This is a genomic window from Altererythrobacter ishigakiensis (assembly GCF_001663155.1).
Lineage (GTDB): Bacteria > Pseudomonadota > Alphaproteobacteria > Sphingomonadales > Sphingomonadaceae > Erythrobacter > Erythrobacter ishigakiensis.
Map to the genome: position 1 here is coordinate 2566838 of NZ_CP015963.1, position 26176 is coordinate 2593013.

At 54.4% G+C, this 26176-nt stretch carries 18 protein-coding genes; 11 read left to right on the forward strand and 7 right to left on the reverse strand.

Annotation, left to right across the window (positions count from 1 at the left end; translation table 11 throughout):
- Positions 1-45: 45 nt before the first annotated feature.
- Genes A6F69_RS12365 through A6F69_RS12385 form a run of 5 tightly spaced genes read left to right on the forward strand, consistent with a single transcriptional unit; the run spans position 46 to position 4552 of the window.
- Positions 46-432, forward strand: a complete 387-nt coding sequence (locus A6F69_RS12365) for a hypothetical protein (protein ID WP_067603131.1) — start codon at positions 46-48, stop codon at positions 430-432.
- A gap of 3 nt (positions 433-435) precedes the next feature.
- On the forward strand, positions 436-885 hold the full coding sequence (locus tag A6F69_RS12370) for a hypothetical protein (RefSeq protein ID WP_067601826.1): 450 nt from the start codon (positions 436-438) through the stop codon (positions 883-885).
- 24 nt (positions 886-909) lie between these two features.
- Positions 910-2253, forward strand: coding sequence for a serine hydrolase domain-containing protein (locus A6F69_RS12375; protein WP_067601829.1), 1344 nt, complete (start codon positions 910-912; stop codon positions 2251-2253).
- A 54-nt stretch (positions 2254-2307) separates the two neighbouring features.
- Positions 2308-3618, forward strand: a complete 1311-nt coding sequence (locus A6F69_RS12380; protein ID WP_144573577.1) for a mechanosensitive ion channel family protein — start codon at positions 2308-2310, stop codon at positions 3616-3618.
- A gap of 55 nt (positions 3619-3673) precedes the next feature.
- Positions 3674-4552, forward strand: a complete 879-nt coding sequence (locus tag A6F69_RS12385; protein WP_144573575.1) for a hypothetical protein — start codon at positions 3674-3676, stop codon at positions 4550-4552.
- Between the two features lie 16 nt (positions 4553-4568).
- Here the strand turns inward: A6F69_RS12385 and A6F69_RS12390 are convergent, their stop codons facing one another.
- The 3 genes from A6F69_RS12390 to A6F69_RS12400 form a co-directional block, all read right to left on the reverse strand.
- Complete coding sequence (locus A6F69_RS12390; protein ID WP_067601835.1) at positions 4569-5540, reverse strand: hypothetical protein; 972 nt, start codon at positions 5538-5540, stop codon at positions 4569-4571.
- 257 nt (positions 5541-5797) lie between these two features.
- Entirely contained in the window at positions 5798-6697 is a 900-nt protein-coding gene (locus A6F69_RS12395; protein WP_245638249.1) for a mechanosensitive ion channel family protein, read from the reverse strand.
- Positions 6694-9918: an ATP-binding protein gene (locus tag A6F69_RS12400; protein WP_083984802.1), complete on the reverse strand. Its 3225-nt coding sequence runs from the start codon at positions 9916-9918 to the stop codon at positions 6694-6696. Before A6F69_RS12400 ends, A6F69_RS12395 begins: the two co-directional genes overlap by 4 nt.
- A gap of 366 nt (positions 9919-10284) precedes the next feature.
- On the opposite strand from A6F69_RS12400, the gene A6F69_RS12405 reads away from it, so the two are divergent.
- The 5 genes from A6F69_RS12405 to A6F69_RS12425 all read left to right on the forward strand — a co-directional run bounded on the left by A6F69_RS12405 (position 10285) and on the right by A6F69_RS12425 (position 20228).
- A complete protein-coding gene (locus A6F69_RS12405; protein WP_083984803.1) occupies positions 10285-11670 on the forward strand; it encodes a mechanosensitive ion channel family protein in 1386 nt (461 codons plus the stop codon).
- A 513-nt stretch (positions 11671-12183) separates the two neighbouring features.
- Complete coding sequence (locus A6F69_RS12410) at positions 12184-13869, forward strand: BCCT family transporter (protein ID WP_067601837.1); 1686 nt, start codon at positions 12184-12186, stop codon at positions 13867-13869.
- A gap of 383 nt (positions 13870-14252) precedes the next feature.
- Positions 14253-16886 (forward strand): TonB-dependent receptor, encoded by a 2634-nt coding sequence (locus tag A6F69_RS12415; protein ID WP_067601840.1) that lies wholly within the window; start codon positions 14253-14255, stop codon positions 16884-16886.
- Positions 16887-16966: 80 nt separating this feature from the next.
- Positions 16967-18931, forward strand: coding sequence for a tetratricopeptide repeat-containing sulfotransferase family protein (locus A6F69_RS12420; protein ID WP_067601844.1), 1965 nt, complete (start codon positions 16967-16969; stop codon positions 18929-18931).
- Positions 18932-19001: 70 nt separating this feature from the next.
- Positions 19002-20228: an MFS transporter gene (locus tag A6F69_RS12425; RefSeq protein WP_067601847.1), complete on the forward strand. Its 1227-nt coding sequence runs from the start codon at positions 19002-19004 to the stop codon at positions 20226-20228.
- A 411-nt stretch (positions 20229-20639) separates the two neighbouring features.
- On the opposite strand, the gene A6F69_RS12430 is transcribed toward A6F69_RS12425, so the two are convergent.
- Positions 20640-21659, reverse strand: a complete 1020-nt coding sequence (locus A6F69_RS12430) for an acyltransferase family protein (protein WP_067601850.1) — start codon at positions 21657-21659, stop codon at positions 20640-20642.
- A gap of 533 nt (positions 21660-22192) precedes the next feature.
- On the opposite strand from A6F69_RS12430, the gene A6F69_RS12435 reads away from it, so the two are divergent.
- Entirely contained in the window at positions 22193-23737 is a 1545-nt protein-coding gene (locus A6F69_RS12435; protein WP_083984805.1) for a serine hydrolase domain-containing protein, read from the forward strand.
- A gap of 48 nt (positions 23738-23785) precedes the next feature.
- On the opposite strand, the gene A6F69_RS12440 is transcribed toward A6F69_RS12435, so the two are convergent.
- The 3 genes from A6F69_RS12440 to A6F69_RS12450 all read right to left on the reverse strand — a co-directional run bounded on the left by A6F69_RS12440 (position 23786) and on the right by A6F69_RS12450 (position 26127).
- The gene (locus tag A6F69_RS12440) at positions 23786-24454 is read right to left on the reverse strand and encodes a type VI secretion system tube protein Hcp (protein WP_211352806.1); all 669 of its coding nucleotides are present in this window, start codon (positions 24452-24454) and stop codon (positions 23786-23788) included.
- Positions 24455-24571: 117 nt separating this feature from the next.
- Positions 24572-24973 carry a PaaI family thioesterase gene (locus tag A6F69_RS12445; protein ID WP_067601860.1) on the reverse strand — a complete coding sequence of 134 codons (402 nt, stop codon included), beginning with the start codon at positions 24971-24973 and terminating at the stop codon, positions 24572-24574.
- Positions 24970-26127, reverse strand: coding sequence for an aromatic ring-hydroxylating oxygenase subunit alpha (locus tag A6F69_RS12450; RefSeq protein WP_067601863.1), 1158 nt, complete (start codon positions 26125-26127; stop codon positions 24970-24972). The genes A6F69_RS12445 and A6F69_RS12450 overlap by 4 nt, the downstream gene beginning before the upstream one ends.
- Between the last annotated feature and the right edge of the window lie 49 nt (positions 26128-26176).

Here is a 26176-nt window from a genome sequence, read left to right on the forward strand (position 1 = left end):
GGTGAACGCTTCGAGAACACAACGTAGAGGGAAAGGATGACTGGCATGGTTCAACTTTTTAGACGTGGGATTATCGCAGCCGGGATCACCATGAGTTTGGTCGCTGTTTCGCCAGCTGCATCGCAGAGTTCGGAAGGCGAGGCGCAAATCAGCCAGGAAGAGCAGGTCGACAATGGCCTCAAGAATTTCGGATATATCGCCGGGCTTTCTCGCGGCTGCGTTGCCGAAGATCAGCAAATGGCGTTCGAGCGCGACGTAATGGAAATGAATGCAGCAATCACCCGTCTGCTGGGGGTCGATCGCGCCTTCTTGTTCTCTGCTGCGTTTGGCTACGGCACCAGTGTGGCAGTTGAGGTGGAAAACTGCGCAGAAATTCTGAAGCAGTATGAATCGCGCTCCAACAAGTTTCGCAGTGCTGTGGAAGGGAGCTGACCGATGTACAGCAAAATCCTAGCCGTACTCGCAGCAACAGTCGTCTTTACGGCAATCCCGACCGAAGTGCAGGCCCAAAGCTGGGAAGTGCGTCGCGAGATTCGCGAAGGAAATCGTGAAGTGGCGCGCGAAAGGCGTGAAGCGGCAAGAGAAATTCTTAGCTGCAAGACCAGAAAGTGTGCCGAGCGCGAATATCGTGAAGCCAATCGCGAAGTCGCCCGGGAACGCAGAGAAGCTAGGCGTGAGGTCATGCGCGAGATACGCGAAGACTATTATGATCGCTTCTATCGCGGCAACGGCCGTTGGTGGCGCGATGGACGTTACTGGAACAGAAATGACTACCTGCGGCGCTACTACGCGCGACGCGACAATGACGGAGCCGATGTACTTAAAGGCGCACTCGTCGGAGCAGCCGTGGTTGGCATAATCGCAGCGGTTACTGACGACGACTAAAGCCATCTTCTTAGGAGTAGAACCATGCATTTCATTTCCGCACTTCCGAAGCTTGGCCTGTCTTTGGCCGTAGCGGCGGGCATGACCTGTTCAGCTGCTGCCCAACAGCAGCAGGCCCCGCTATCGGCGCAGGATTCCGATCCACGTGTGATGGGGTGGATGCAGGGTTCACCTCCGCCGCCGGACAAGATCATAACGCAGCCGGACTCGGTCTACTTCAGCTTTCCAAGGTTGCGCTGGTCGGTGTGCCATTTGCGCGAGTTTCTGCCGACCGAGGAAATCAGCCGTGGGCTCGATGCGCCTACGTCGCTGCCTTACCTTGCGCCGGCTGAATTCGCGGATGCACGTCAGGCAATCGATGCGCTGACATTCATGCCCATGAACAGTTCGGAACCGATGACCTGGGAGGAATCGCTATACGCGAACTACACCGACGGCATGTTGATCATGCACAAAGGCAAGGTCGTCTACGAGCGGTATTTCGGTTGCTTGAAGGAAGACGGCAAGCACGCAGCCATGTCGATGACAAAGTCAGTAACAGGCCTGTTGGCGCAGATACTGGTTACCGAAGGAAAGCTCGACGAAACCAAGCTTGTGCGCGACATCATTCCCGAAATCGGCAGTTCTGCCTTCGCGTCTGCAACCGTGCGGGAAGTCATGGATATGACCACGGGGGTCAAATATTCCGAGAACTACGCCGATCCCAATGCCGACATCTGGGTATATTCTCGCGCGGCAAGCCCGCTTCCAAAACCCGAAGGTTATTCAGGACCTGACGGTTACTGGGAGTATCTCCAGCAGGTCCAGCCTGAAGGACGGCACGGAGATGAATTTCACTACAAGACGATCAATTCCGACATGTTGGGCTGGATCATCACCCGCGTTACCGGCAAGTCAGTGACCGAGCTGGCCTCAGAACGCTTTTGGAAGCCGATGGGGGCTGAACAGTCGGCCTATCAAACCGTAGATGGCAAAGGCGTGCCTTTCGCCGGTGGCGGCCTGACTGCTGGACTTCGCGATCTTGGGCGGCTTGGCCAGTTGATGCTCAATGAAGGTGTTATCAACGGCGAAAGGCTGTTCCCGGCGGACGTAGCGAAACGCATTCGGCAAGGTGGGGATCAATCTAAGTTTGCAGGTTTTCCGACGATAGCAAACGGCAGTTATACCAGCCAATGGTGGGTCTTCCATAATGAGCACGGAGCCTATGCTGCTCGCGGGGTTCATGGGCAAACGATTTACGTCGATCCGACAGCAGAGATGGTTCTGGTCAGGTTCGCGTCTTTCCCTACTGCTGCAAACGGACGCATCGATCCGACTTCGCTGCCTGCCTACCAGGCAGTTGCGGAATACTTGATGTCGAAGGAGTAGACCTTGATCGATCATTTCAGCGCATCGAGTAAGATACGGTCCCTCTTCTTAATCTTGTTGACACCTCTCGTGCTCGCTCAGGCCAGCCCGAGCGCGGCACAGGATGCACAGGAAACGAATGCTGCGACCGCCGATGAAGTTTCACCTGCTGAGGAAGCCACATCTATCGAAGACGCAGCCGATGGTCGAGTTACTTCACCGCAGATTTCGACTGCGGAACTGTCGCACCTTTTGGTGCCGCTCACGAAAAGCGAGCTGGAAGACGTAAGCCGCACCTGGTTTGATACGGTAAGATCGAAAACGCGCGAGATTGCCGAATTGCAGGCCGAGCGAGCTCGCAACCCTCAAGAAGGTGACGATCCCAGAATCGCAAGGATTGTCGAGCTTGTTGAGGAGCGAGCCCGGCTTCTGGAGAGGTTTACCCTCGCTCTGGAGTCGCTAGAGCGAAAGGGCGGTGACGAAGCCTTGGTTGCGGAGCTCAAGGCCTATCGGAGCAGCATTCTCTACGAGGAAACAGCCCTTGCCAGCACACGGGCACTTGTCGGCTCATTCTTTGTCTGGCTGGGGCGCAGGGATGGAGGATTAGCGGTCCTACAAAGTGTTTTGATTGCGGTGCTGGCATTGGCCGGAATCGTACTTGCAGCCCGCTTTGTGCGTGGTTTCGCGCGGATGTGGATCAAACGTTTCACCAATATCTCGAAGTTGCTCCAAGGGTTCATTGTCGGAGCGATTTTCTGGATATTTATTCTGGTTGGCCTCGTGGTCGTGTTGTCATCGGTAAATGTCGACATTACGCCTCTCTTCGCGGTGATCGGCGGTGCATCCTTCATTCTGGCATTCGCCTTTCAGGACACATTGGGCAACCTCGCCAGCGGACTCATGATCATGATCAATCAACCTTTCGATGAAGGCGACTTCATCGAGGTTGGTGGTGTCGGCGGAACCGTCAAGAACGTGAGCATCGTGGGCACAACGATTGCTACGCCGGACAATAAGATCATCGTCGTCCCCAACAAGAATGTCTGGGGCAACGTGATCGTCAATGCCACGGCTAGCGATACCCGGCGGGTAGATCTCGTGTTCAGCGCATCCTATGATGATCCGATCCAAGATGTTCTCGACGTCATCACACAAGAGGTTGCCAATCACTCGAAAGTGCTGAGTGAACCGGCCGCAGACATTCGCGCGACAGATTTGGCAGCGAGTTCAGTGGACTTTGTTTGTCGCCCGTGGGTGAAGGCCGAGGATTACTGGGATGTAAAGACCGACCTTACGCGTCGCGTGAAAGAAGCTTTCGAACGCGAAGGGCTTTCCATGCCGTATCCGCAGCAGGACGTGCACTTGAAAGGACAGGCTCCGGCCTAGTTCTAGCCTTGTCGAGATCCTCCCAGTGTATCTGGCAACGAGGCAACGCGCAGTCATGAACGCTCATCCGCCCCTAAAACCTTTCGTCTTCATACTTGGCGCTATGCTATTGGTTGCACATGCATCTTCAACAGCGCAGGAGACGGCAGACGCAGACTGGTCTGTTGAGAGTGGCGATAACGAATTATCCGGAACCGCCCCCGGAGTGAACCCCAAGGACAACATCACAAAGGCTGAGGTCATCATAAAGCATGACAACCTCAGCGACGGAATCAGCGTGACGACTATGGCGTTGAAATACGACATCGCCTTTGATCAACACTGGGGTGCCAACATCGAACTGCCGGTAACAAACCTGCGCGGGCGCGTGCCGCCTGCGGCCACCGGTGGCGATCCTACGCTGCTTGTTCGCAATATCGAACGTCCGCTCGAGAGCCCGGCTGGAAGTACATTCAACGAAGCCGGAATTGGCGATCTCAATTTGCGGGCCCGCAACGTCAACACTTTCGGGTCCGTCTCACTGCTATCTGCCGTTGAGTTCGTGGTGCCGACTGCCACCAACGACGTTATTGGAAGCGGGAAATTGCAGGTCAATCCGGTGATTGGCGCGGTCTATGCCTTCAACCAGCAGACCTTCGCTTTCGGAGGTTACAAGCATTATTTCTCGATTGCAGGTGAGGATGATCGGGGGAACATCAACCGCAGCGAAGTAAGGGTTCTTTTTGCGAGACTGTTTACCAACGCGACCTGGACGCTTGGCGACATCAAGTACTCCAAGTCACACAAGGGCCTCAAAGCCGAGACGGTCGACCTCGAGGTAGAATATGGTTCGATGCTGTCCCGCTCAATCGCCCTGTCCGGCCGCGTGGGAACATCCTTTCTCGATTCAGAGCGCCAGTTCGGCCTTTCGCTGAACCTCAGGAAGATATTTTAGCGGGCGGTGCCGCCACTTAGAATTGATACGCGAAACCGATCAATGGGCCAGAGATACTCAGGTCCAGATCAACCGGTGATCCACCGCCTATCGCCGGACTCTCACGGTCGACGCTAAGCACGCGATAGACGATCTGGAACTGAGATCGCCTCGAAAGTGCGTAGGACGCGCCTGCCGCCGCATTCCAGCTGAATTTCGATCCCGCGCCAAAACCACCAATGTCCCCCTGCGCGATAAGCCGCCAGCGCTCCGCCATCGGGTGAAGATAGCGCAAACCAACGATGGGATCTGTCCAGTTGTCGCCAACTTCGACGGTGCCATTGAAAAAGAACGATTGGATTTCAGCGGTTACATCTGCGTTCCAATGCCTGATACCTGCGTAAGGTTCGAAGGAATCCCTTCCGCTCTCGATCCTACGGATAACCGCTACTTCGGTAATGGCCGCGTCGATACTGGCATCGACGTCACCGATCAGTATGTCGAACCCTGTTCCGAGATCGGCAAAGATGTGATCGACAGAAACACCCCAGCCAGATTTGTGCCGGACCTCTCCTAGGATAAGCCCACCAAACTCGAAAACGTCGAGTAGGTCGCCTGCGTTGAGGTTTAGCGGTATGCCCTGGGCGCCAAGTTCAATGTCGCCCGTAACGGTGGGAATCCAGACATATGGAGCCACGATGAATGTGAAGTCACGTCCCTCAGGAACCAGCCCTGCTGCGTCTGCGCCCGAAGAGGGTCGATCATGACCATCTCTCGCCGTGAATTGATCAGTGATCATACCATCCGGTTGATCTGAGTCGACCAGATTAGCTGCATAATGGTCGATAGATTCCAACGGCATGGCGCTGCTGAAATCAGAATTGGTTGTTGGGTCAGCGATCGGAGTGCTTGCATCACCAACGGGTGACTGCGCGTATGCGGCGGACGCCGTGAACGCTGCTGCGGCAAGACACGAAGCCTTTGCAAGTCCCACACCGGTAAAGTTCATTAACTGCACCCCTGCGCAAAGCGGCTTATTGCGAGCCGCGACTATTGAGTCACCCAGATGCCCAGATCAATAGCCCTTCCGCAACCGACAGACTGCTCATCTTGGGTCGATCCTTCGATAGCAGGAAGCCACCCTTCCCTACGAAAAGCGACCCAAGTAGGACCCAAACTCCGGTTCAGCCAACCAGTCTATCAGAACCAAAGATCGCGCTACGACGATATGCATCGCCCCTTTTGCGAACTCGTTCAGTCGATCTTCTAAGACCTGACTATACTCGAGGGCACCAGGATCCCGCGTTGCTGGAAGGCCTTGAGGACCCGGATGCTAACATCGGACTCAAATTCTTTCTCGTAGCGAGTGTCCAGTACATAGGCTTTTAGTCGCAGACGTACTGCGATCAGTAAGCCATCCTGCCATTGACTCACCAGCACGACGACGGGCTTGGGCAGGAAGATAAACTGACTTGAGAGCGCAGCCTCGGTAACTATCGTTCGTGCTTCTTCAGCATCTTGGCTTGGTTCGATCAGGAAATCGATCACAACTTGCATATCGAGCTGACCTGAGTTTCCCGATGCCGTAATATCGGTCAGAAATTTGCTGTTAGGGATGGTGACGATGTTGTCATCCAATGTGCGCATCCGAACAGATCGAAGCCCGATGGCCACTATATCTCCGTACTCTCCCGCGAATTTGACCCTGTCGCCAACCTGGAACGGGTGGTCGAGCATAATGATGAGGCCCGCAATATAGGAAGCCACAAGGTCTTTTGTGGCAAAGCCGACTGCTACTGCCAACGAACCACCTACCAAAGCCATTGTAGTGTCGTCGATGCGGAACGACATGAATATGACCGCAATTGTCGAAACCACGTAAATCACGAATTGGAGAACGGTGTAGACCTTTTGCAGCGTAAGCCGACGCGAGGAGAACTCCCCGCCAAATGCTTCGACAAAACGTCCGGCAACCCGCAGTATAAGCCACGCTCCAGCGATCCAGAGGATCGAGGCAAATACGCCGCTCCAGCGAATTATCTCTGCGATACCGGATAAATCGGAAGGCGCAGATGCAGCTTGTGCCAATGCGTCCCCGCTTTGGAGAAACAACGCACCTGCCATTACCGCTCCTGCAATTCTTGCCAGCCTGGAAAGAGACATCATGTTCCCCTCCGGATAATGAGGTTACGGCGTTCAAGCAGGCGACGGACCTCCAGCCACCAATCGAGCGTTATGTGATAGCATTTTTCATCGCGAGCAATTGCCCCGATGTGCTGCAGCCGCCGCAGGATACCACTTATCGTTGCAGCGGGCAGGTTCGTGCAGCGCTCAATCTCTGCCACAGGAGCCCGCCCCATTTGGAGAATAACGCGCAGGACGATTAGTGCGGACAGCGGCATTTCTGAAAGGCTGTCAGATTTTGGCAGGGCGAAGGTGAGGACCACAATCTTACCGGTTTCTGCCACGGTAAATAACGAGCGTCGCCAGAACTCCAGCGCTACAGCCGGGTTGCCATTGGCATATTGATGAAGACGGTCAAAGTATGAAACCTTCTTGCGCTCAACAGGCGATAGGTCGCCGGCGATCCCGAAGGCTCCGCCATCCAGCACATGATTGAAATCAGGTTCGATCCCCGCCTGCTTCGTTCGACGTTCAACCAACTGACGAATCTTCTCGCTCGACCAGCGCGGCATCTTCACCACCTCGTCGAAAACCAGACGGTCGAAGCGTGCGCGCTCAAGAAAATCCCATGCAGCACGTTCCAACGTGACAATGCAGGCGGCTTCATGAGGAAAGGCGCGCACAAGCTCAATCAATTGGTCAAAATCCTGCAAGCCGTTGATCGCCGGCGCGATCAACCTGTGGATGTCATCAATGCATATGACGAGGCGCTTGCCTTGCGACTCTCCGTCTGTTCCCACATCCGAAAGCTCATCGATAACGCCCTGCAGGCCACGATGATCCACCCTTACAAAAAAGCAGTCTTCAAAGCCTTCTGCCGTGGCCGCAAGGTCTCGCATTAGCGTTGACTTTCCGAGCCCCCGATCGCCAACCAAAGCAGTTATCGTCCCACGGCGAATCTTGGGAAGCGAGATTGCCTCTGGCCAGTTGCGTTCACTAGGTTCGTTTAGGGGTTTGCGGTGCGGCGCAAGGCTATCGCACAACGTCTGTGGAAGACTTCTGTATCGGCCGCTGGCCTTGTCCTCTGCAACCTGTCTTTCTGCCTCTTCGCGCGCCTTTTGCTGACTAATCTCTCGCACGAGAGCGATCTTGGAAGCCTGACGTCCCAAAGCAGTCCGGGCTCCAGTCAGAAGGAGAAGGAAGCCCGCGATAGAGAAGGGAATAACAGTGGGCCAACCAGTAGGCCTCCGGGCGACCCAGCCGAGAAATGCACTGCGCGCTGCTTCCACCTCCGACAGGGCCTTGATGCGCTCCTGCCACCAGAGAGTGAGGACGAAAATCACTATAGGCAAAAGCCACCAAGCGAAGGTAGCCACCCAGCTGTAGATCGCGCCTTGGCCAACGACGGCGTCCGAAATTTGAAGAAGCAAGATTATGGCGAGGACTGTCCCGCCAATAAGGCGCAGAGACCTCCAACGAAGTTCGGCGCGCGGGTCGGACTTCATCCTGCCCTTAGCCAATTCATCAGCCAACTTCATCAGGAATAAAGTCAGTGCAGTCCAGAAGACGACTAGCCAAAGGAGCTTCAATCCAGGAAAAGTCAACTCTGCGGGCCACAGCCAGCGCACAACAGCCAAAAAGATAGCCCAATCCAGCGGCCGCCTTACCCGCCGCCATAGATCAAGCAGCTGCGCTCGAATGGCCATAGAAACATCATTGGTTTTGCCAGCCATGACCGATGCGTTTGCATTGGCAAGAATGCGACCGCCACGCCGTCGCCATGAGCTGAAGAGCATAAAGGAGAGCAGCAGCCACCCGAGCTCAAATACCAATTGTGGAGTGACAGTTATTCCCTCTCCGATGAGGCGCGGCCAGCGTTGTAAGTAATATTGCAATTGCAGGGTGATCTGATCAATCTCCCGCCCGGCTTGAGAAACGCCAGCACTTCCAAATCCGGTGACTTGCGAGCGTCTTTCAGAGGACAGAGCGGGGATTAGCGCCAAACGCGCTTCATTCAGTCTCATAACCGCGTCGTGAAACGACGAAACACTCTGCCAGCGGGTTTCATAATACTCCTGACTGAGGGTCTCGGCATCCTGTTGCAGTGTGGAATATCGAGACAGAATCTCCGGAACCTCAGGCCTTTGTAGATTGGCCAGTTCATCAACAGGGCTCGGATAAATCTCATCCGGTTTGATCTTACCTGGCAGCGCTAGAATTTGCCGGAAGCGGTTGCGAGTTTCAGTCAGGTCACGGACGAGTTCGTCATAGGCACGGTTGGCTTCACCAGAGCCGGCATTGTCGTCGATAAGCGCATCGACCCTGCTCTGCCACGTAAGAGTTATCTCGTTCAGCTGCGGGCGTTCGGCATCTAGCCGCGCTAGATCTGAGCGCAACTCCGCCTGAGACTGACTGACAGCAAGCAACGCCGCATTGGCATTGGCAAGAAGGCGAGTTTGTTCGTCGCGTGCGGCTGCCGCCTGCTTTTCGGCATCGCGTAGCTCTTCCTGAGCGGCTTGCAGCGCGGCATCCGCATTGGCGATGTCGTCAGACGCGACGGTAGCGATGCCGGACGCGCGAACGAGCTCGCCAAGCCGTGTCGGCGATAATGCCAGAATTTGGGCCTTACTTGCCGCAACTTCGGCACGAAGCCATTCTAGCTGGGTGTCCATATCCGCATCGGAGGGATAGGTATTTGCGCCGCTGTTCGCAGTCCCTCGGGCCAAGCCAATCCCTGGGTTGTCTCGCTGGATTTCAACGAAATCGACGAGATCAAGATCCAGCCGAGCCAATTGCGTTGGCTGACCTTGAAGAAAGTTCCTCAGCCCATCCAACTCGTTACTCAAACGAGCAAGTTCGTCGCGGCGGGCCTCGTTTTCTGCATCTCGGGCTCTTGCCGCTTCGGAACGCTGACGGTGAGCCTCAAGCAAAGCTTTCTGGCGCGTTCGGGGCAGGCGAAGGAAGTCTGCCCGCTTCAGAGCCAGTGCGGCTCCATTGGGTGAAAGCGGTGCAAGCAAAGAGTTGTCCGCCTTGGCTTGGCGATAGAATGTATCGTCACTAACGAGACGTAAAACTGTCCGAGCTAGCTCGTTATTGCTGCCTGCTATAGAGACACGGAAAAGACGATCGGCATCAATCTGCGGACCAAGAGTACCTTCAATTAGCGCGGCAATCTGTCGCGCCTCCTGCAAGTCCGCATCTGGCTGTGAAGAAGACGGATTGGCGACTTTGCTCGATTGAGTGGCCGCAGGAACCTGCGCCATCACAACTCCGGCAATCGGCGTCGCGCATAAAAGAAATAGTGCCGGGAACGCCCTTGAAATGCCAAATCTGAATTGATTGCCGCTCAATCTCATTCCCCCTCAGTTAGTATTCGGAAGTCACGACGGAACAGTCAAGTGCTGCCAGTCTTGCCTGATTGATCAGAAAGAGGGCTATCGGAACAAACAGTCATTCGCTGACCGCATCAATGTTAATGGCTCGATACGAATTCACGTCATAACTTGAACTGCGGACGAGTTAGAGCATCTGAGTGCAGCTCTTTTGTCAATATTCATCAGCCTGACGGAACCGATCGGGTGCGGAAAGCCTTTCTAGGTCATGTAAACAAAACTGAGGGCTGATCCTTCATGACTGAACTGCGTTCCTATAGACAATTGACCACGTCAATCATCGCTTTGTTGGCTCTTTGCGCAGCGATTCTTTCAGATTCTCCTCTAAACGCCGCTACAACCGCACCGAATACCGACCTGTCAGACGCCGCTATCGAGGCGATCCAGGGGGTAACAACAGATGCAGTGGACGATGAGGCTTCAAAGAAGTCACTTCTTTCAGACCCCGCCATCGAGCTAAAAGAACTTGAGCATCGATTGGTGCCCCTCACACGAGAAGAACTCAACGAGCTCGCCGGCAATTGGTTGGAGATAGTTCGCGTTCAAACTGAAGATGTTATGGCCGCTCAGATTGCGATAGACCGCACTGAGGGTGAGGTTGCAGACGAGGTGACAAACCGCGTCGCTGACCTGGTCTTTGAGCGTAATGCTTATTTTCAGAAGTTTACCGCGGTGATTGATGCCTGGGAGAAGAAAGGCGGTGATCCAGACCTGATTGCGGAGTATCGCGCCTATCGTGACACTGTGATGTTGGACGAGCTCCGCACATCCAACATTCAAACAATCTATAGCGAAGCTGTTCGATGGCTAGTCGACCCTACCGGAGGGATTGCATTTCTTGAATCGATCGCGCTGGTGGTCGCCTCACTGATCGGACTGTGGCTTATTGCAAAAATCGCGAGGCGTTTAGTCTTCAGATGGCTAAACAGACTTAGCAATCTCTCGAGACTCTTGACGAACTTTCTTGCGGGCGCAGTCTTTTGGCTCGTTTTGTTGATTGGCCTTGCCATCGCACTTTCCATGCTAGGCATGGACGTCGGCCCAATCTTTGCTCTTATTGGTGGAGCCTCCTTCATCCTTGCCTTTGCTTTTCAAGACACCTTAGGAAATTTCGCTAGCGGCCTTATGATCATGATTAATCGTCCATTCGATGAGGGCGACGTTGTGGATTTGGGCGGTGTAGTCGGGAAGGTAAAGTCGGTTACCATCGTTGCAACAACGATCATTACTCCAGATAATCAGATCATTGTACTACCGAACCGAAATGTTTGGGGGAACTTGATCAAGAATATGACCGCAAACGATACTCGCCGCGTCGACCTCATCTTTGGCATTTCTTATGAGGACTCAATTGACGATGCGCTGGAGATTTTGAAACAGGTCACCAAAGCTCATCCAGCGGTACTCGATGACCCTGAGCCGGTATTCAAGGTCCATGAACTGGCCGATAGCTCCGTCAATTTCATTTGCCGACCATGGGTTCGGACAGAGGATTACTGGAACGTTTATTGGGACCTTACTCAACAAATGAAGAAAGCGTTCGACGAGAAAGGCATATCAATCCCGTTCCCGCAGCGAGACTTCAATATCAAAGGGTTACCTGCTGGTCTGCAAGGCCTTTAATGTTTCAGGTCTGCGAGCGGTTAGGTTGCGCCCCATCATCAGTCATGATGGTGTCCCATTTTCGCAGCCAAAAGCTGCCCTTCCCTGCCCAAAGCGACCCAAGCAGGACCCAAACTGCGGTCCAGCCAAACGGCCTTTCGTCAGCAAGCCGCGAGCTATCCTAGGTTATATATTTCTAAGAAGGTGGTGCCGCTTACGTGACTCGAACACGTGACCCCATCATTACGAAAGAAGGGGTATCAGACTGACATCATGTTCGATATCTTGCGCTTACGGATGCAAGGATAAAGACCTCTACCTAAGACCCAAGCTGTTCCCAAATTACAGTGAAGGCCTCCCTTCCGTCTTCGACCCAATTAGGGTCACCGAATTGCCGCTAGGCCTGCCGATTTGCATTGTTCAACGCGGGCCCTATGCTCTGTCACCTATCCCAAGCATCGAAACGCAATTGGGCTTGTTGAGCGAGCATGCGAAACATTTGCCCGAGAAGACAAAGGCGCAACAGCTCCCGATATGCAATCAAGCAACGAATTCCCGATTGATCCCCCTATAACCGACTTACCGATCGATACCCATGACCGGGGTTTCTACGACGGTTTCAGCCGCGAAGTGACGATACCAGGGAAGATCATTGTCTCGTTGCTGATCATGTGGGCGATCTTTTTTCCAGTACGCGCGAACGAAACGCTCAGCGCTGCAAATGAGAATATCATTTCGAGTTTTAGCGGGTGGTACGTCTATCTGGTCGCGCTGCTAATGATCATCGCTTTGGTTCTTGCAGCTTTCCCGCAATCTGGCCGTTTGCGGATCGGCGCACCTGACGACAAACCCGAATTCTCGCGCTTTTCATGGTTCGCCATGCTGTTTGGCGCAGGAATCGGCATCGGCATGCTGACTTACTCAACCGGCGAGCCGCTGGCGCACTTCTCCAACAATCCAGAGATCATCCGCGGAGCAATCGAAGCACGCTCGGCTGAGGCGGTTAGGCCGGCCTATGTCTACACCTTCCTTCATTGGGGATTTGCTGCCTGGGCGACCTATGCCTTGGTCGGTTTGGCGATCGGTTATGTCTCCTATCGCCGTGGACTACCTTTGACGATCCGCTCGGCGCTCGTGCCGCTGTTCGGAGAGCGCATGTCAGGCGCGGCTGGTCACGTGGTAGACGTGGTGGCGGTAGTTGCCACGATATTGGGTGTTGCGGTCACAATGGGTCTGGGCGTCGAGCAATTCGTAGCTGGTCTCTATCGCGTCGGAATGGGCGACTGGCTTATCAATTCCGAAGGGACGGCCAGTACAAGCGCGATTGTGGTCGCGCTCCTAGTGTTGGTTGGCGCGTCGACGGTCAGCGCCTTGTCGGGGGTTGGCAGAGGAATCAAATGGCTTTCCAACCTCAACATGGGACTGTCGTTTCTGTTACTGGCTCTGTTCGTGATTGTCGGTTCTGGCCTTTATGGTTTGCAGCTCATGGGGAATGGACTGGTCGACTATATTGCTGCGCTTCCCGCCAAGACACTGACACTGTTCGCCAGCGACGGAAGCCAGGTCTCTGAACAGCTGGTGCAATGGCAGCTCGACTGGACCATCTTTTATTGGGCCTGGTGGATCGCCTTTGCGCCGTTCGTGGGCATGTTCATTGCCCGGGTCTCGCGCGGGCGGACAGTGCGCGAGTATGTGCTGGGCGTTATTCTTGTGCCATCGCTGATGTGTTTTGTTTGGATGGCAATCGTTGGCGGCACCGCGATTGATCTGGAGCTGAGCGGCGTGGCCCAAGGTGCGATCGTGAACTCCGGAATTTCAGATCAGCTTTATGCCACGCTGGCCGTGCTGCTCGATCCGAACGTTGCGATGCTGGTCTCGGTTTTGGTGGTGGTATTGCTGATGACCTACCTCGTGACTTCGGCTGATAGCGCGATTTTGATCGTCAACACGATCAATGGTGCAGGCGAAGATGAAGGGCAGCGCCGCTATCACATCCTGTTCTGGGGAGCCGCGCTGGCATTTATCGTGGGCAGCATGCTGGTGCTGGGCGGGATCGATGCGATCCGCATCACCATGATTATAGGTGCGCTGCCATTCTCCTTCGTGCTGGCGCTAATGGCTATCGCGATTATCAAGGCGATTGTGTTCGACCTTATCCGCAAGAGGCACGGGGTGCCGACCACCGCCGAAGCGTGCGTGGAATGGGCCGCCGCTAAGTAGAGTCAAGTGCTTAGAATATCGAGAACTTCGGTGCATCATAGTAAAAATTCAAAGCTACTTGAGTATACATCTCTATACTTGTAAATATAGTTGGGTATTTCTAATACAAATGAAGTCAAAAGAATCAGTATTTGTTTAAATATATTCGATATTTGATTTATATTTACATAGAAGAGTCTATGTTGTTTTGAGGCAACATAGGATTCTTTTTTCAAAGTTTTTACCCGTACTGCTGTGGTGGACTCCTCCATGTATTGTTATCGCGCGTGCTCAAAGGTATGACTTCATCATATTTCCTCCCGTTTTGACCGTAAATACTGGCACCATGCGCTTTTGTGCATCGATGCCGTGCGTCTGATCGGGAACAGCAAAGGGCAGCAATAATGAGAAAATTCGCAAGCAGTGTGTCGCTTGGCGCGGTCGCAGTGGCAATGGCCACGCCCGCCTCGGGACAAGATCAAACCCAACCAGCACAGGATGGTGCACAGCAGCGCACCGGCGGTGTTCCCGTCATCGTCGTTACAGCTCAACGTCGCAGCGAAGACCTGCAGGACGTTCCAGTATCGGTACAGGCGCTTGGCCAGGAAGGGCTTGAGCAGCTCAATATCGATACGTTCGAAGACTACCTCGAGCAGCTGCCAACGGTAACTGCCGGCGGTTCTGGTCCCGGACAAAGCACAATTTACATTCGCGGCCTGGCGTCAACCACGCCCAACCTCACGACCGCTGGTGTGGCCGGCCTCGCGCCGAACGTAGCGCTTTACCTGGATGAACAACCGCTATCGCAGCCAGGCCGTAACCTGGATGTCTACGCGGCTGATATGGAGCGCATTGAAGTACTGTCCGGTCCGCAAGGAACTCTGTTTGGGGCAAGCTCTCAAGCAGGCGTTGTGCGCCTGATCACCAATAAGCCGAGCCTTGCCGGTTTTGATGCAAGCGCGTCAGCTGGCGTCTCATTCACCAAAGGCGGCGAGACCAGCTACAAAGCCGAGGCCATGCTGAACGTGCCGGTGACGGACACGATTGCATTGCGTGGCGTAGTCTATCTAGATGACCAAGGCGGGTACATCGACAACGTCGCTGGAACGCGCAATGCAAGTGAGAGCGGGCGCTTCCGCACCGCGGGCACACTGCGTGACAATGGCGTGCCTGTCAGCGCCGGTCGCGCAGGCTTCCAGGCGGGTGCCGATTTATCCGCTGTAAATCTGATCGACGCAGACAATGCATTTCTTGTCGAGGACGACTTCAACGATACGCAGTATTCTGGCTTCCGCGCCACTGCGCTTTGGGAAGTGACGCCCGACTGGAAGGTAACTGTTGCTCACTCACGTCAGAGCGTTGAGAGCGATGGTGTGTTCTTCGCTGATCCGGAACTCGACGGGCTCGATGATCTGGAAATTCAGCGTTTCGAAGATGATCGCATTGAAGACGATTTCTCCAACACCAGCTGGACTGTTGAAGGCCGCTTGGGCGCTTTGGATATCGTTTACAGCGGCGCATACACTGACCGTGAAACGCAGCAGCGCGTCGACTATTCAGACTATCTCTTCGTCGGACAGTACCTGCCCTATTATATCTGTGATACCGCGGTGGTTTATCCGGGCTATGTGACCAATGCTCCGGTCGATCCGACCTGTCAGGCCCCGAACCTGTTTGTTGCATCAAATACGGATACCACTGTATTTACGCAGGAATTCCGGGTTAGCACGCCCCAAGATGCACGTATTCGTGCGACTGCGGGTGCTTTCTACAGCGATCTTGAACTCAAGGAGCTGAACGACTTTACATATCCCGGCTCGCAGTTTGTTCGCGGTGCAGATGGTGTGACGACTGGCTTCCTGCCGAACTTCCCGCTCACCAATGCAAGTGCTGCCAGCGGCGGTAATGCGTCGCAAGGCTATTTCCAGGAAGCGGGTCCATTCCCAACAGGCGTAATCTTCCGCAACGATATTCGTCGGACAGATGAGCAGCTGGGCATTTTCGGCGAAGTCGCATTCGACATTATTCCCGACACGCTTACGATCACAGGTGGCGCACGCTATTACGATATCGAAGTTGATCTGGAAGGCAGTGCCAACTCGTCCTTCTTCAACCTCAATTCGGCGATCTTCGGGCCAAATGCGGGCGTACCAGCAGGTACAGGTGCTGACGCGCAGCTTGCTGGGACGAACATCAGCTCTCAATTCGCACCTGACAACACGGCTGGTGCGCCTGATACCGCGAGCACCGACGGTTTCATTTTCAAGGGCACCTTGACCTACACACCGAATAGCGACCTGATGTTCTATGCGACCTATTCGGAAGGATTCCGACCGGGCCTGTTGAACCGTCCGGGTGGAGCGAGCAATGGTGCTGGATTCACCGTACCGTTCGCGCTCGACACTGACGAAGTCAAAAACTACGAAATTGGTTGGAAGACCGATCTCGCAGACGGACAGCTGCGTTTGAACGGCAGCGCGTTTTATGTCGACATCAGTCGTCTGCAGACGACAATCTTTGATCCAAGCATCACGAACCTGTTCTTCTCGGACAATGCTGCTGATGCAGAGATCAAGGGTGTTGAAGCCGACTTTACATTCGCACCTTATGCCGTTCCCGGCCTAACAGTGGCCGGCGCGTTCTCGATCCTAGATACAGAGATTACGGACGTGCTAACCCCGACGAACGATGTGGTCGAAGGCGAAGAACTTGCCTTTGCACCATCGTTCCAGGGCAACATCCGAGTCCGCTACGAATGGGATCTAAGCAACACGCTTGGGGCGTTTATCCAGCCGCAGGTTTCGCATTCGGCATCGAAGTTTACGGACATTATCGAGATCAACAAGCTAGAGCTCGATAGCTATACCGTGTTCGATCTTTCCGCCGGCGTCGAAAGTGGTCAGTGGAAGTTTGAAGTTTATGGAGAGAACCTGTTCGACACACGGGCGCAGATTTCTGGTAACTTCGTTTTCGACCGCGCGCGCATCACCACCAATCGTCCGATGACGGTCGGTATGCGCGTTTCGTTCGACTACTGATCGAGCAGCGCATGAAATGCAGCGGTGGGGGTGAGCCTGAACGGGTTCACCTCCACCATTTTGCTATGTAAGGGTCACGCATGTCAACGCGGGAAGAGCAGCTCAAGACAGCTCAAGCGGTATTAAAGGCAAGCGAATTCGGCAAAGGACTGAAGCTCGCTGAAGAGCTGCTGGCGGACGAGCCAAGCGATCCCGAAGCGCTTTATCTGGCCGCTGTCGCCAATCGTTATCTGGGTAGGCATGCCGATGCTGAAAAGCATCTCAGCTCACTTCATCAGGCTATGCCCGAATATGGGCGTGCATGGCAGGAGGAGGGACACCTTGCTCTTGCGGCAGGTGACAAGACGAAAGCGTTGGAGGGTTTTTCTCGAGCTACGCGCTTTAATCCCGCGCTTGGTGCAAGCTGGCGGGAGCAAGCGAAGCTGCTGGCTGAAATGGGTCGGACAGCAGAAGCTCAGGCGGCGACAGCGCAACTTGATCGAATCGCGCAGCTGCCGCGAGAGCTTCTGGCGGTCACTAACCACCTGCACGAAGGCCGCTTGCTCAGAGCAGAGGAAATCTGCCGCCATTTTTTGCGCAACAACCCGAAGAATGTCGAAGGAATGCGTTTGCTCGCCAAGATCGGCATTGAGCTTGGCATTCTAGACGACGCGGAATTCTTGTTGGAAAGCGCAGTCGCATTCGAGCCTGAGAACATTCAGCTTCGGCTCGACTACACGGATGTTCTGCGCCGCCGCCAGAAATTCGACAGGGCGCACGATCAGGCAGAGGCCCTGCATCAACGTGATCCCGAAAATCCGCTGTTCCAGTCACAACTTGCAATCGAAAGCATGCAGACCGGTGATTATGAACGTGCCTTTGAGCTGTTCGATGCGGTGTTGGCGAAGCTTCCCCGCGATCCGGTGACGCTCACGAGCAAGGGGCATGCGCTTAAGACGTTAGGCCAAAGTTCTGAAGCTATCGAAAGCTACCGCGCCGCGATTGCAGCCAAACCTGATCACGGCGATGCCCATTATGCGCTGGCAAATCTGAAGACTTACCGCTTCGAAGATGCCGAGATCGATGCGATGCGCACGCAAACTGAACGGGCTGACCTGGCATTCATGGATCGGGTGCACCTGTCCTTCGCGCTGGGCAAGGCGCTGGAGGATCGCGGTGACTATGAAGCGAGCTTCAAGCACTACGATGAAGGCAATGCCTTGAAGCGCGCACAGACGCGTTACAGCGCAGATGCGATGACGCGCGAGCTGGCAGCTCAAAAGGAAGCCTGTACGGTCGATCTTTTCGACAAACACACAGGTTCAGGCCATCTCGCGACTGATCCGATCTTCATTCTTGGCTTGCCGCGGGCCGGATCGACACTGCTTGAGCAAATCCTCGCCAGCCACAGTCAGATCGATGGCACGCTTGAACTCCCGAATATTCTCGCGCTCGCTCATCGGTTGCGCGGCAAACGAGCGGGACAATCGCGCTATCCGCAAATCCTACACGAGCTTACGGCAGATCAACTGGCTAAGTTCGGTGAGCAGTTCATCGCCGATACCCAGATTCATCGCCAAGGCGCGCCATTCTTCATCGACAAGATGCCCAACAATTTTCGGCACATTGGCCTGATCCATCTGATCCTGCCCAATGCCAAGATCATCGATGCACGTCGTGCGCCAATGGATTGCTGCTTTTCTGGTTTCAAGCAGCTGTTCGCCGAGGGGCAGGAATTCACTTACGGTCTGCATGAAGTCGGTCGCTACTACGCCAACTATGTCGACTTGATGGATCATTGGGACGCTGTATTGCCAGGCAAGGTATTACGCGTGCAACACGAGGACGTGCTGGATGATCTTGAAGGGCAGACGCGCCGCGTGCTTGATTTCATCGGCCTGCCGTTTGAACAGGCCTGCCTAGATTTTCACAAAACGGAACGAGCTGTACGTACCGCCAGCAGCGAGCAAGTCCGCCAGCCCATCAACCGCAAGGGTCAGGATGCCTGGAAACCTTTTGAGCCTTGGCTTGATCCACTCAAGCAAGCCTTGGCCGACACACTCTGATCACATAGAACCGGGCACATTCACTCAGTAATATTTTGATGCAAGTCGGCAACCGCGTTAATTGGCCGGTATGATTGCTTCCGCCCTCTCAGTTCGCGCGTTGTTGAGCGCGATCTTTATCCTGATGGTGGGTAGCGGCTTCCTCTCAACGTTAATTGCAGTCCGGCTAGAGAGCGCGGGCGTTCCTTCGCTCATAATTGGTCTCGCGGCTACGAGCTATTTCACGGGACTCACTCTCGGATCACTCAGGGTCGAGGCGCTGATCGCCCGCATAGGACACATCCGCGCCTTCGCGGCATTTGTGACGATCTTTTCCGCCAGCAGTTTGACTTATGCGATCCTCAACGAGCCGACCGTTTGGGTCGTGCTCCGCTTCATCGATGGGTTTGCAATGGCCGGAGTATTCGTCTGCCTTGAAAGCTGGCTCAACCGACAAGCAACTCCGGCCAACCGCAGTACGATGCTCGCCGCTTACATGATCGCGCTCTACTGCGGGCAGGCTGCCGGGCAGTTCTTGCTCAATCTGGGACAGAATGCGCCTGATCTTCCTTTCATGATCTCCGCTGTTCTTCTGTCCATCGCATTGCTTCCCGTGCTGCTCACACGCATGGAACAACCTCAGGTCGAAGCGATCAAACCCTTCTCCATCCGCAGGCTCTATGAAGCCTCTCCACTTGGGATTGTTGGCACACTTGTCACAGGTGCGATGTTGGGCGCCTTTTACGCGATGGGCGCGGTCTATGTGCAGCGCATTGGAATGGGCCTGGCACAGGTTGCGCTGTTCACGTCCTGCGTGATTGCCGGAGGTGTAGCATTGCAATATCCGCTGGGTAGGCTCTCTGACAAATTCGATCGGCGGCGTGTGATCATTTTGTGTTTCGCAGTGGCTGCGGGGATCAGTGCGGTCATCGCAGCGGCTAAGTTACCTGCGTTTGGCACAATCGCGATGGGCAGCGTGTTTGGAGGGTTTGCATTTGCGCTCTATCCACTTTGTGTCGCGCATTCGAATGACCATTTGGAAGAAGATGAACGCGTAGGCGCGAGCAGCGGTTTGGTGCTGACATACTCCGCCGGCGCGATGGCAGGGCCGATGATCGGTTCCAGTGCGATGAGCGCATTCGGTCCACCAGGCCTCTTTGCGGTGATTGGGGCACTAGCGGCGGGTGCTGCCCTTTTCGGGATCTGGCGTACTTTGGTACGCCATGCAGTTCCTGCAAGCGAGCAGCAAATCTTTCAAAGTCTGCCACGAACAACCCCAATGGCAGCGGTTTTGGAGTCAGATGAACCGGCCGAATGAAAGTAGTGAAGTCTGTTACGCTCGCTTCGCCAGCTTGCCACCCCATCATCGGTCATGATGGGTTCGCACCTTCGCAGCCAAAAGCTGCCCTTTCCTGCCCAACGCGACCCAAGCAGGACCCAAACCGCGGTCCAGCCGAACAGCCGTCCGCAAAGAAACTTCGCGTTACCCTGAGCTATGTATCTCTAAGAAGGTGGTGCCGCTTACGTGACTCGAACACGTGACCCCATCATTACGAAAGAAGGGGCATAAGACAGACGATATGTTCGATATCTTCCGCTTACGAGCGCGAAATAGTCACTTCCACCAACGACCCAGACCAGTCCCAGTCTGCGTGACCAGCTGCTTTGTCGGTCAACAATCGATCAGAGAAATACTAGTGCGTTCGCAAGAGTTGTCATTAAGCTTGGTCTATTGTCGTCCTTCTAGCCCGAAGTAACGCTTCAGCAACTCTTTGGCTGGAAGCTCAATTGCTCGGTACGTTGTATTGCTTACCATCAAGACTAAAACGATTGCCAAAAATTGCCCCCACCAGCCAGGTGATAGCTCAAAATAGGCAAACAGGGTCGCCATAAGCAAGAATATCGGCCAGTGCACGAGGTAGATTGAGTAGCTTCGCTCTCCGAGCCACCTAAAGATTTGATGATCCAAAACCCCAAGTCGTAAAGAGAAAATTATGACGGCTGGCCATACAAATGCGCTGAATGCCAGAATCCTAAGCAACCCATCCAAAAAGACCGGCAAGCTCAGCAGTGGCAAACATAATAATAAAGTTTTCATTTGTACGTGTTTGGAGATCGCGAGCCTGTAGACGACATGGCCTACAAAAAAACCGAAGAGACCACGAGCGAGCAATCCGGATGAAGTCCAGCCGCTTGAATTTGGATCGAGAGCGAGAAGCAGTCCTCCTAGAATACAGGCTAGAGCAACCAGCCCTACACGTCCCCAAAGAGCAGCTAGCGCGAAAACCAAATAGCAAAACATCTCGACTGATAATGACCAAGCTGGACCATTGAAGGTCTGAGTTGGGTTCTGCGTGAAGACATTTAGAAAGAACAAATGAGCGAAAAAGGCTTCAAGCGTATTGAGCGGCGCATTTGTTGCCCAGCCTGCAACCACGAGAAGCGTGAAAAGGTGAAGAGGATATAGTCTGGCAATTCGAGCCTTAAAGAAGCCAGCGAACGTGACCCCTCGCTTCATCTTTCCATCAACGAGATACTTATGTGTAAAAACAACACCACTAATGACAAAAAAGAGATCGACGAACAAATAGCCGTTAAACTGCAACCAATAGAATGGCTGGAAAGTCGAAAGTGGGGTTAAGCCACCGCTTTGAAAGTAGACTGCCCTGATATGGTAAAAACACGCTACGAGCATCGCAGCGATACCCCGCAATGCATCTATCTGCGCAAGATATGGTCTCTCAGACATGGTAGCGGGATTACATGTCTCGTTCTTTGGGGCAACTTTGTAGCTACGGACGGTTAAAAATGGGACAACAGGCATCTCCCAAAACATCTTTCGTCCGCCATTGACGCTTCGATGATTAGCACGGCTCCATACCCAACGCGACCCAAGCAGGACCCAAATTGCGGTCCAGCCAAACGGCCTTTCGCCGGTCAGCTTCGATCTATCCTGGGTTATGTATCTCTAAGAAGGTGGTGCCGCTTACGTGACTCGAACACGTGACCCCATCATTACGAAAGAAGGGGTATCAGACAGACATTATGTTCGATATCTTGTGCTTAAGGCCACAGAGATAATGACTTCTGCCTAAGACCCAAGCTGTTCCCAAACTACGGTCAAAGCAGACTGTCCGGTTGCGACCCAATATCAGACCTTGGGTCGTCTTATTTACCAAGTGATGAAATCCTTTTCCCGACGCTTGGGTCTATAATCGCTTTTGAGTGTGTTTAGGTGTAAAGGAGCACCTATGTGGGGGCGCAGCAGTTCGGGAGGGATCAATGGCTCCATACAAGATAGTTTGCGGCACGGTGTTGTGCTTTGGGTCGGCAATTGGAGCGGCAAGTTTCGTGTCTGCCGAAGAAGAACAGCAAGCTCGCCCAGTTCAATCCCAACGGGTTGTTCCAGCTCGCGCTACCGGGATGACACAGATCGACCCTCCCAGTTTGCAGCTGCAATTGAGTGAGGCAGCCACGCGATCAAAGGTCGACGCGAGTATATCGGGAATATCGGTAAACGATGTTCTTGCCGCTGCTGCACAGATAGAGCGCGCTCCTCGCGATGCGGCATCGCGTGAACGGCAAGAACAAGAAAGCGCTGGCCAACGCGCAGTGAGCCGAGCGCAGATTGCAGCATTGTCGCGATTGCGGCCAATAGATCGAGCAACAGCTTCTCCTGAGAACGTCCTGCCTCCTGTCAGGGCACAGATCCAACGCCGCACGACACGACCTACTCCTTCGGGCAATGACCAACTCGCTGCGCCGCCTCAACCCAGCCTTGATGTTGCGGGCTTCGGTCAAGACCTGCATCAAGCTCTAAGCGGAAGTGTACAAGGATACACAATGCGTCTGCGACGCAATGGTCAGAACATCTATACACTCCAGTGGAATTGGGCACGCCGGCCAGGGGACGGCCAGCGCGGTTGGAATCCGGATCGACGAATGAATATCGCCAGCGTCTCCAAGTTCATCACAGCGGTTGCGATGGTCGATCTGCTGGATCGCCGCAACATCGATCCCGATACACCGATCGCGCAGTGGCTGCCTGCTTATTGGACGCGGGGTGCCAATGTCGACGACATCACATTTGAGATGTTGATGACCCATTCGTCAGGTCTCGCTAACTCAGGCTCGACTGACTTCGCAACCATGAGACAATTGGTGGCTGGCGGTGTGACGTCCAATCTCCCGACAAGCTTCAACTATGAGAATACCAATTTTGGTCTCCAACGGATCCTCATCGCGACCGTGGGTGGATATGTCGGGCGAAACCTGAACCTCGGTCCGGTGGGCCTGAACGACAGCGTCTGGAACGCGGCGACTACCGCTGCCTACCGAGACTATGTGGAGAAGAACGTCTTTGCACCTGCAGGGGTAACCAATGCAGGCTTTGGCAAAAGTGCAAACACTGCGATCGCCTATGCCTTCAATGGCGGTTCGGGTTGGAACTCGGGCAACTTGTCATGGCGTGCTGGTTCTGGCGGATGGCATTTGTCCGTCGATGAAATCCTCGATGTAGCGGCCACCTATCGGTACACTGGAAAGATTGTCTCTCAGGGAGAAGCCGCCTCCGCGATTGCAAACCGCTATGGCTTCGACGGCCGGTGGGCCACTACAATGGGCTTTGTCTATCACAAGAACGGCAGTTGGCGGGAGCAGGCGGATTGCCCTGTAGGACAACGCCAGGAACAGAGCCTTTTGTTGCTCCTTCCTGACAACATGGAAATGGCGCTACTGGTCAATTCTCCGGTTGGTCCGAACTGCACCTTTCTTCGCGGTGTTGTGCAACAGATCCTGTTGGACAACATAGTCGCGCCGGATAGCTGAGAGCTCCCGCTCACATACCCTTGCGCAGATAAGGGGCTGAGCGTGGGCTCAATCCCACTCGATCTTGGTGAAGTTGAAGCTCACCTGCTCCGATTCGCACTGACTTACCGTGGCATCGAGAATGCGGCCTGTTCGCTTTGTGGAAGCCTCCATGATCTCAACGCCAGGCAACTTTTGACCTGGCGTACAACTCGGCCAGGCTTCGGTGCGAGCGACCGCCTCGCGCACTTTCTGCACAGCAGGGAGTAGCAAACCAATTGCTATCGGGTCGTTGCTTGGGGCGGCAAGATCACCGGGCTGATCAGGCTGTTGCTGGTCTGGACTTGATTTGTCGATGCGCTTGCGAATGGTGATTGGTTCATAGGTTCGTCGCCCAGTTGCCTGCGTAGAAGCCGCTTCACTCACCGAGAGCAGTTCGATCCAATCCTTGTGCCCTTCGTCTGCGGCCTTCTCTCCCTTCTCAACCTTGAATGTCGTCTCTGCATTGCCGCCCTCGGACGAGGCCGTCACCCCGCGTTTCAGCGTAACGTCTCCAACCCGTGCTCTTGCTGGAGCCGCGGCCTTGTTATCGATCTCGTCTGGCTCAATGCCAGGCTTCATCGCCTCACTCTCGCCCTTGATCGGTGGAATCTTTAGATAATAGTCTGCACCAGCTGCGTGAGCCGCGCCTGCAATCAGAAACGAACCAACCAATCCAGTCAAAAGCAACTTGCTCATTGCACCTCTCCCAATGCATTGCATGTCGCGATGATACACTTCGAACGGCATGAACCCAAGCGGAACGTAGAAAAGCAGAACGTCAGCCTACGACCCAAAATCAGACATTAATTCGTCTCAGTACAAGATCATCTGTGTGCACCGGAAGAAAGCGATATTCCGTCCAGATTGTTGGTGCGTGACAATGGAGTCCCATACCTGAGTGCTGCGCCCTAGATGTGTAGCTGATGAGCGAGCAATCAGTGTGCCATCGCTGGCAGTACCAACGAAGTTCGATTTGAGTTCGACGGTGGTATAGCCCTTTGCTCTATCCGGTAAAGAATTGCCCGCTGCAAACCCGCAAACAGAGTCCGCAAGCGCAACTACACTCGCCGCGTGTAGTGCGTTAGCACCGGAGCGAAGGTGGACCGGGCCAATCTCCATCTTTGCTTCGAGCCAACCGTCACCTTCGCCCACCAGAGTAATGCCCATATGCGGCACAAGGCCGCCGTTCGGGGGATTGAAACGCGTGTCTGTCATGCTGCCTCGCTCTTCCCAATATAAGCATCGATAGTTCGGTTGAATTGATTGAGCGCACCTTCGAACCTTCCAAAGGTCAGTACATCGTTGGCGCCGGATGCCAGACCTGCCTGGATGCCTTCGCCGATCTCAAAGTCTTCTTCGAGAGTCATCATCGTGATGTTGTGATTGTGGCGCCAATACGCGTCATCCTTGCCTTCAGCCAAAGGCCCACTCTTGGGAACCAGAGTGACAAGCCTCAATCCTGTTTGCCCGGGACCGGAAGGCTGGCTGGTGATCCAAACGACATGGTCCTGCTGCACCAACAACTGGGTTGTAGGAAACAAGGTATAAAGCACATTGGCGTGATCGCGCACATGCCATTGTTCTCGATCTTCATCGCTGAGCGAAGCCATGGTGGTGCGCGGAAGAACTGATCGCATGTGCGGTCCATAGGCACGGTAACTGGACAGATTGTCCTCGAAGTAGGGACCGATTGTGGCGCGATGAGCTACGCGGAAATGATAGGCCTCGATTCCGCCTTCGACGATGATTTTCCAGTTCGCCGCGCTCTCAATCCGGTCATCCGCCGCGATCACCATATTCGCCATGCCCAGACTCTCTATCTCGTCAGCCATAGGAGCGAAGTAGTCATCGAAATCGAACGTGCCGCCGGGATCAGGAACAACCCAGATCAATCCGTATGCTTCCTTTGCGGGCAATTCCTTCAAGCCGATCTTGGACTTGTCGACGCCTTCAAAGCCGCTTTCGAAATGCGGTGCGCCGACTAGCTCACCAGAACTGGCATAGGTCCACGCGTGATAAGGGCAGGTGAAGCGATGTTTGCAGCCAGCATCTTCTTCCACCAAGCGTGCGCCGCGATGGCGGCACACATTGAGGAATGCGCGCACGACACCCTGCTTGTCTCTAGTCAGCAGCACCGGAAGATTTGCGACCTCGCACCGCAGGAATGCACCCGCACCATCCAGCTCGCTCGAATGAGCTGGCGAATGTGGCAATTGGCGGAAAATCGCCATCTGCTCGCGTTTGAACTGCTCGTCGCTCACGTAATTTTCGACCGGGCTGAGAACGACCTGCTCATCGAGGAAAGGTGATTTGGCGGCTTTGAGTTCGAGCAATTCGTCGATCAACTCCAGTTCTGTTGTCCGTTCCATGCGAATCTCCTTACCGATCGGTAGGTATTTGACTTACCGCTCGGTAAGT

Coding starts and splice junctions, on each gene's coding strand:
- A6F69_RS12390 (WP_067601835.1), bottom strand. CDS start 5,540: ATGAACTTTACCGGTGTGGGACTTGCAAAGGCTTCGTGTCTTGCCGCA.
- A6F69_RS12375 (WP_067601829.1), top strand. CDS start 910: ATGCATTTCATTTCCGCACTTCCGAAGCTTGGCCTGTCTTTGGCCGTA.
- A6F69_RS12430 (WP_067601850.1), bottom strand. CDS start 21,659: ATGTCTGAGAGACCATATCTTGCGCAGATAGATGCATTGCGGGGTATC.
- A6F69_RS12420 (WP_067601844.1), top strand. CDS start 16,967: ATGTCAACGCGGGAAGAGCAGCTCAAGACAGCTCAAGCGGTATTAAAG.
- A6F69_RS12410 (WP_067601837.1), top strand. CDS start 12,184: ATGCAATCAAGCAACGAATTCCCGATTGATCCCCCTATAACCGACTTA.
- A6F69_RS12395 (WP_245638249.1), bottom strand. CDS start 6,697: ATGATGTCTCTTTCCAGGCTGGCAAGAATTGCAGGAGCGGTAATGGCA.
- A6F69_RS12405 (WP_083984803.1), top strand. CDS start 10,285: ATGACTGAACTGCGTTCCTATAGACAATTGACCACGTCAATCATCGCT.
- A6F69_RS12365 (WP_067603131.1), top strand. CDS start 46: ATGGTTCAACTTTTTAGACGTGGGATTATCGCAGCCGGGATCACCATG.
- A6F69_RS12450 (WP_067601863.1), bottom strand. CDS start 26,127: ATGGAACGGACAACAGAACTGGAGTTGATCGACGAATTGCTCGAACTC.
- A6F69_RS12400 (WP_083984802.1), bottom strand. CDS start 9,918: ATGGCGCAGGTTCCTGCGGCCACTCAATCGAGCAAAGTCGCCAATCCG.
- A6F69_RS12385 (WP_144573575.1), top strand. CDS start 3,674: ATGAACGCTCATCCGCCCCTAAAACCTTTCGTCTTCATACTTGGCGCT.
- A6F69_RS12445 (WP_067601860.1), bottom strand. CDS start 24,973: ATGACAGACACGCGTTTCAATCCCCCGAACGGCGGCCTTGTGCCGCAT.
- A6F69_RS12425 (WP_067601847.1), top strand. CDS start 19,002: ATGATTGCTTCCGCCCTCTCAGTTCGCGCGTTGTTGAGCGCGATCTTT.
- A6F69_RS12435 (WP_083984805.1), top strand. CDS start 22,193: ATGGCTCCATACAAGATAGTTTGCGGCACGGTGTTGTGCTTTGGGTCG.
- A6F69_RS12370 (WP_067601826.1), top strand. CDS start 436: ATGTACAGCAAAATCCTAGCCGTACTCGCAGCAACAGTCGTCTTTACG.
- A6F69_RS12440 (WP_211352806.1), bottom strand. CDS start 24,454: ATGAGCAAGTTGCTTTTGACTGGATTGGTTGGTTCGTTTCTGATTGCA.
- A6F69_RS12415 (WP_067601840.1), top strand. CDS start 14,253: ATGAGAAAATTCGCAAGCAGTGTGTCGCTTGGCGCGGTCGCAGTGGCA.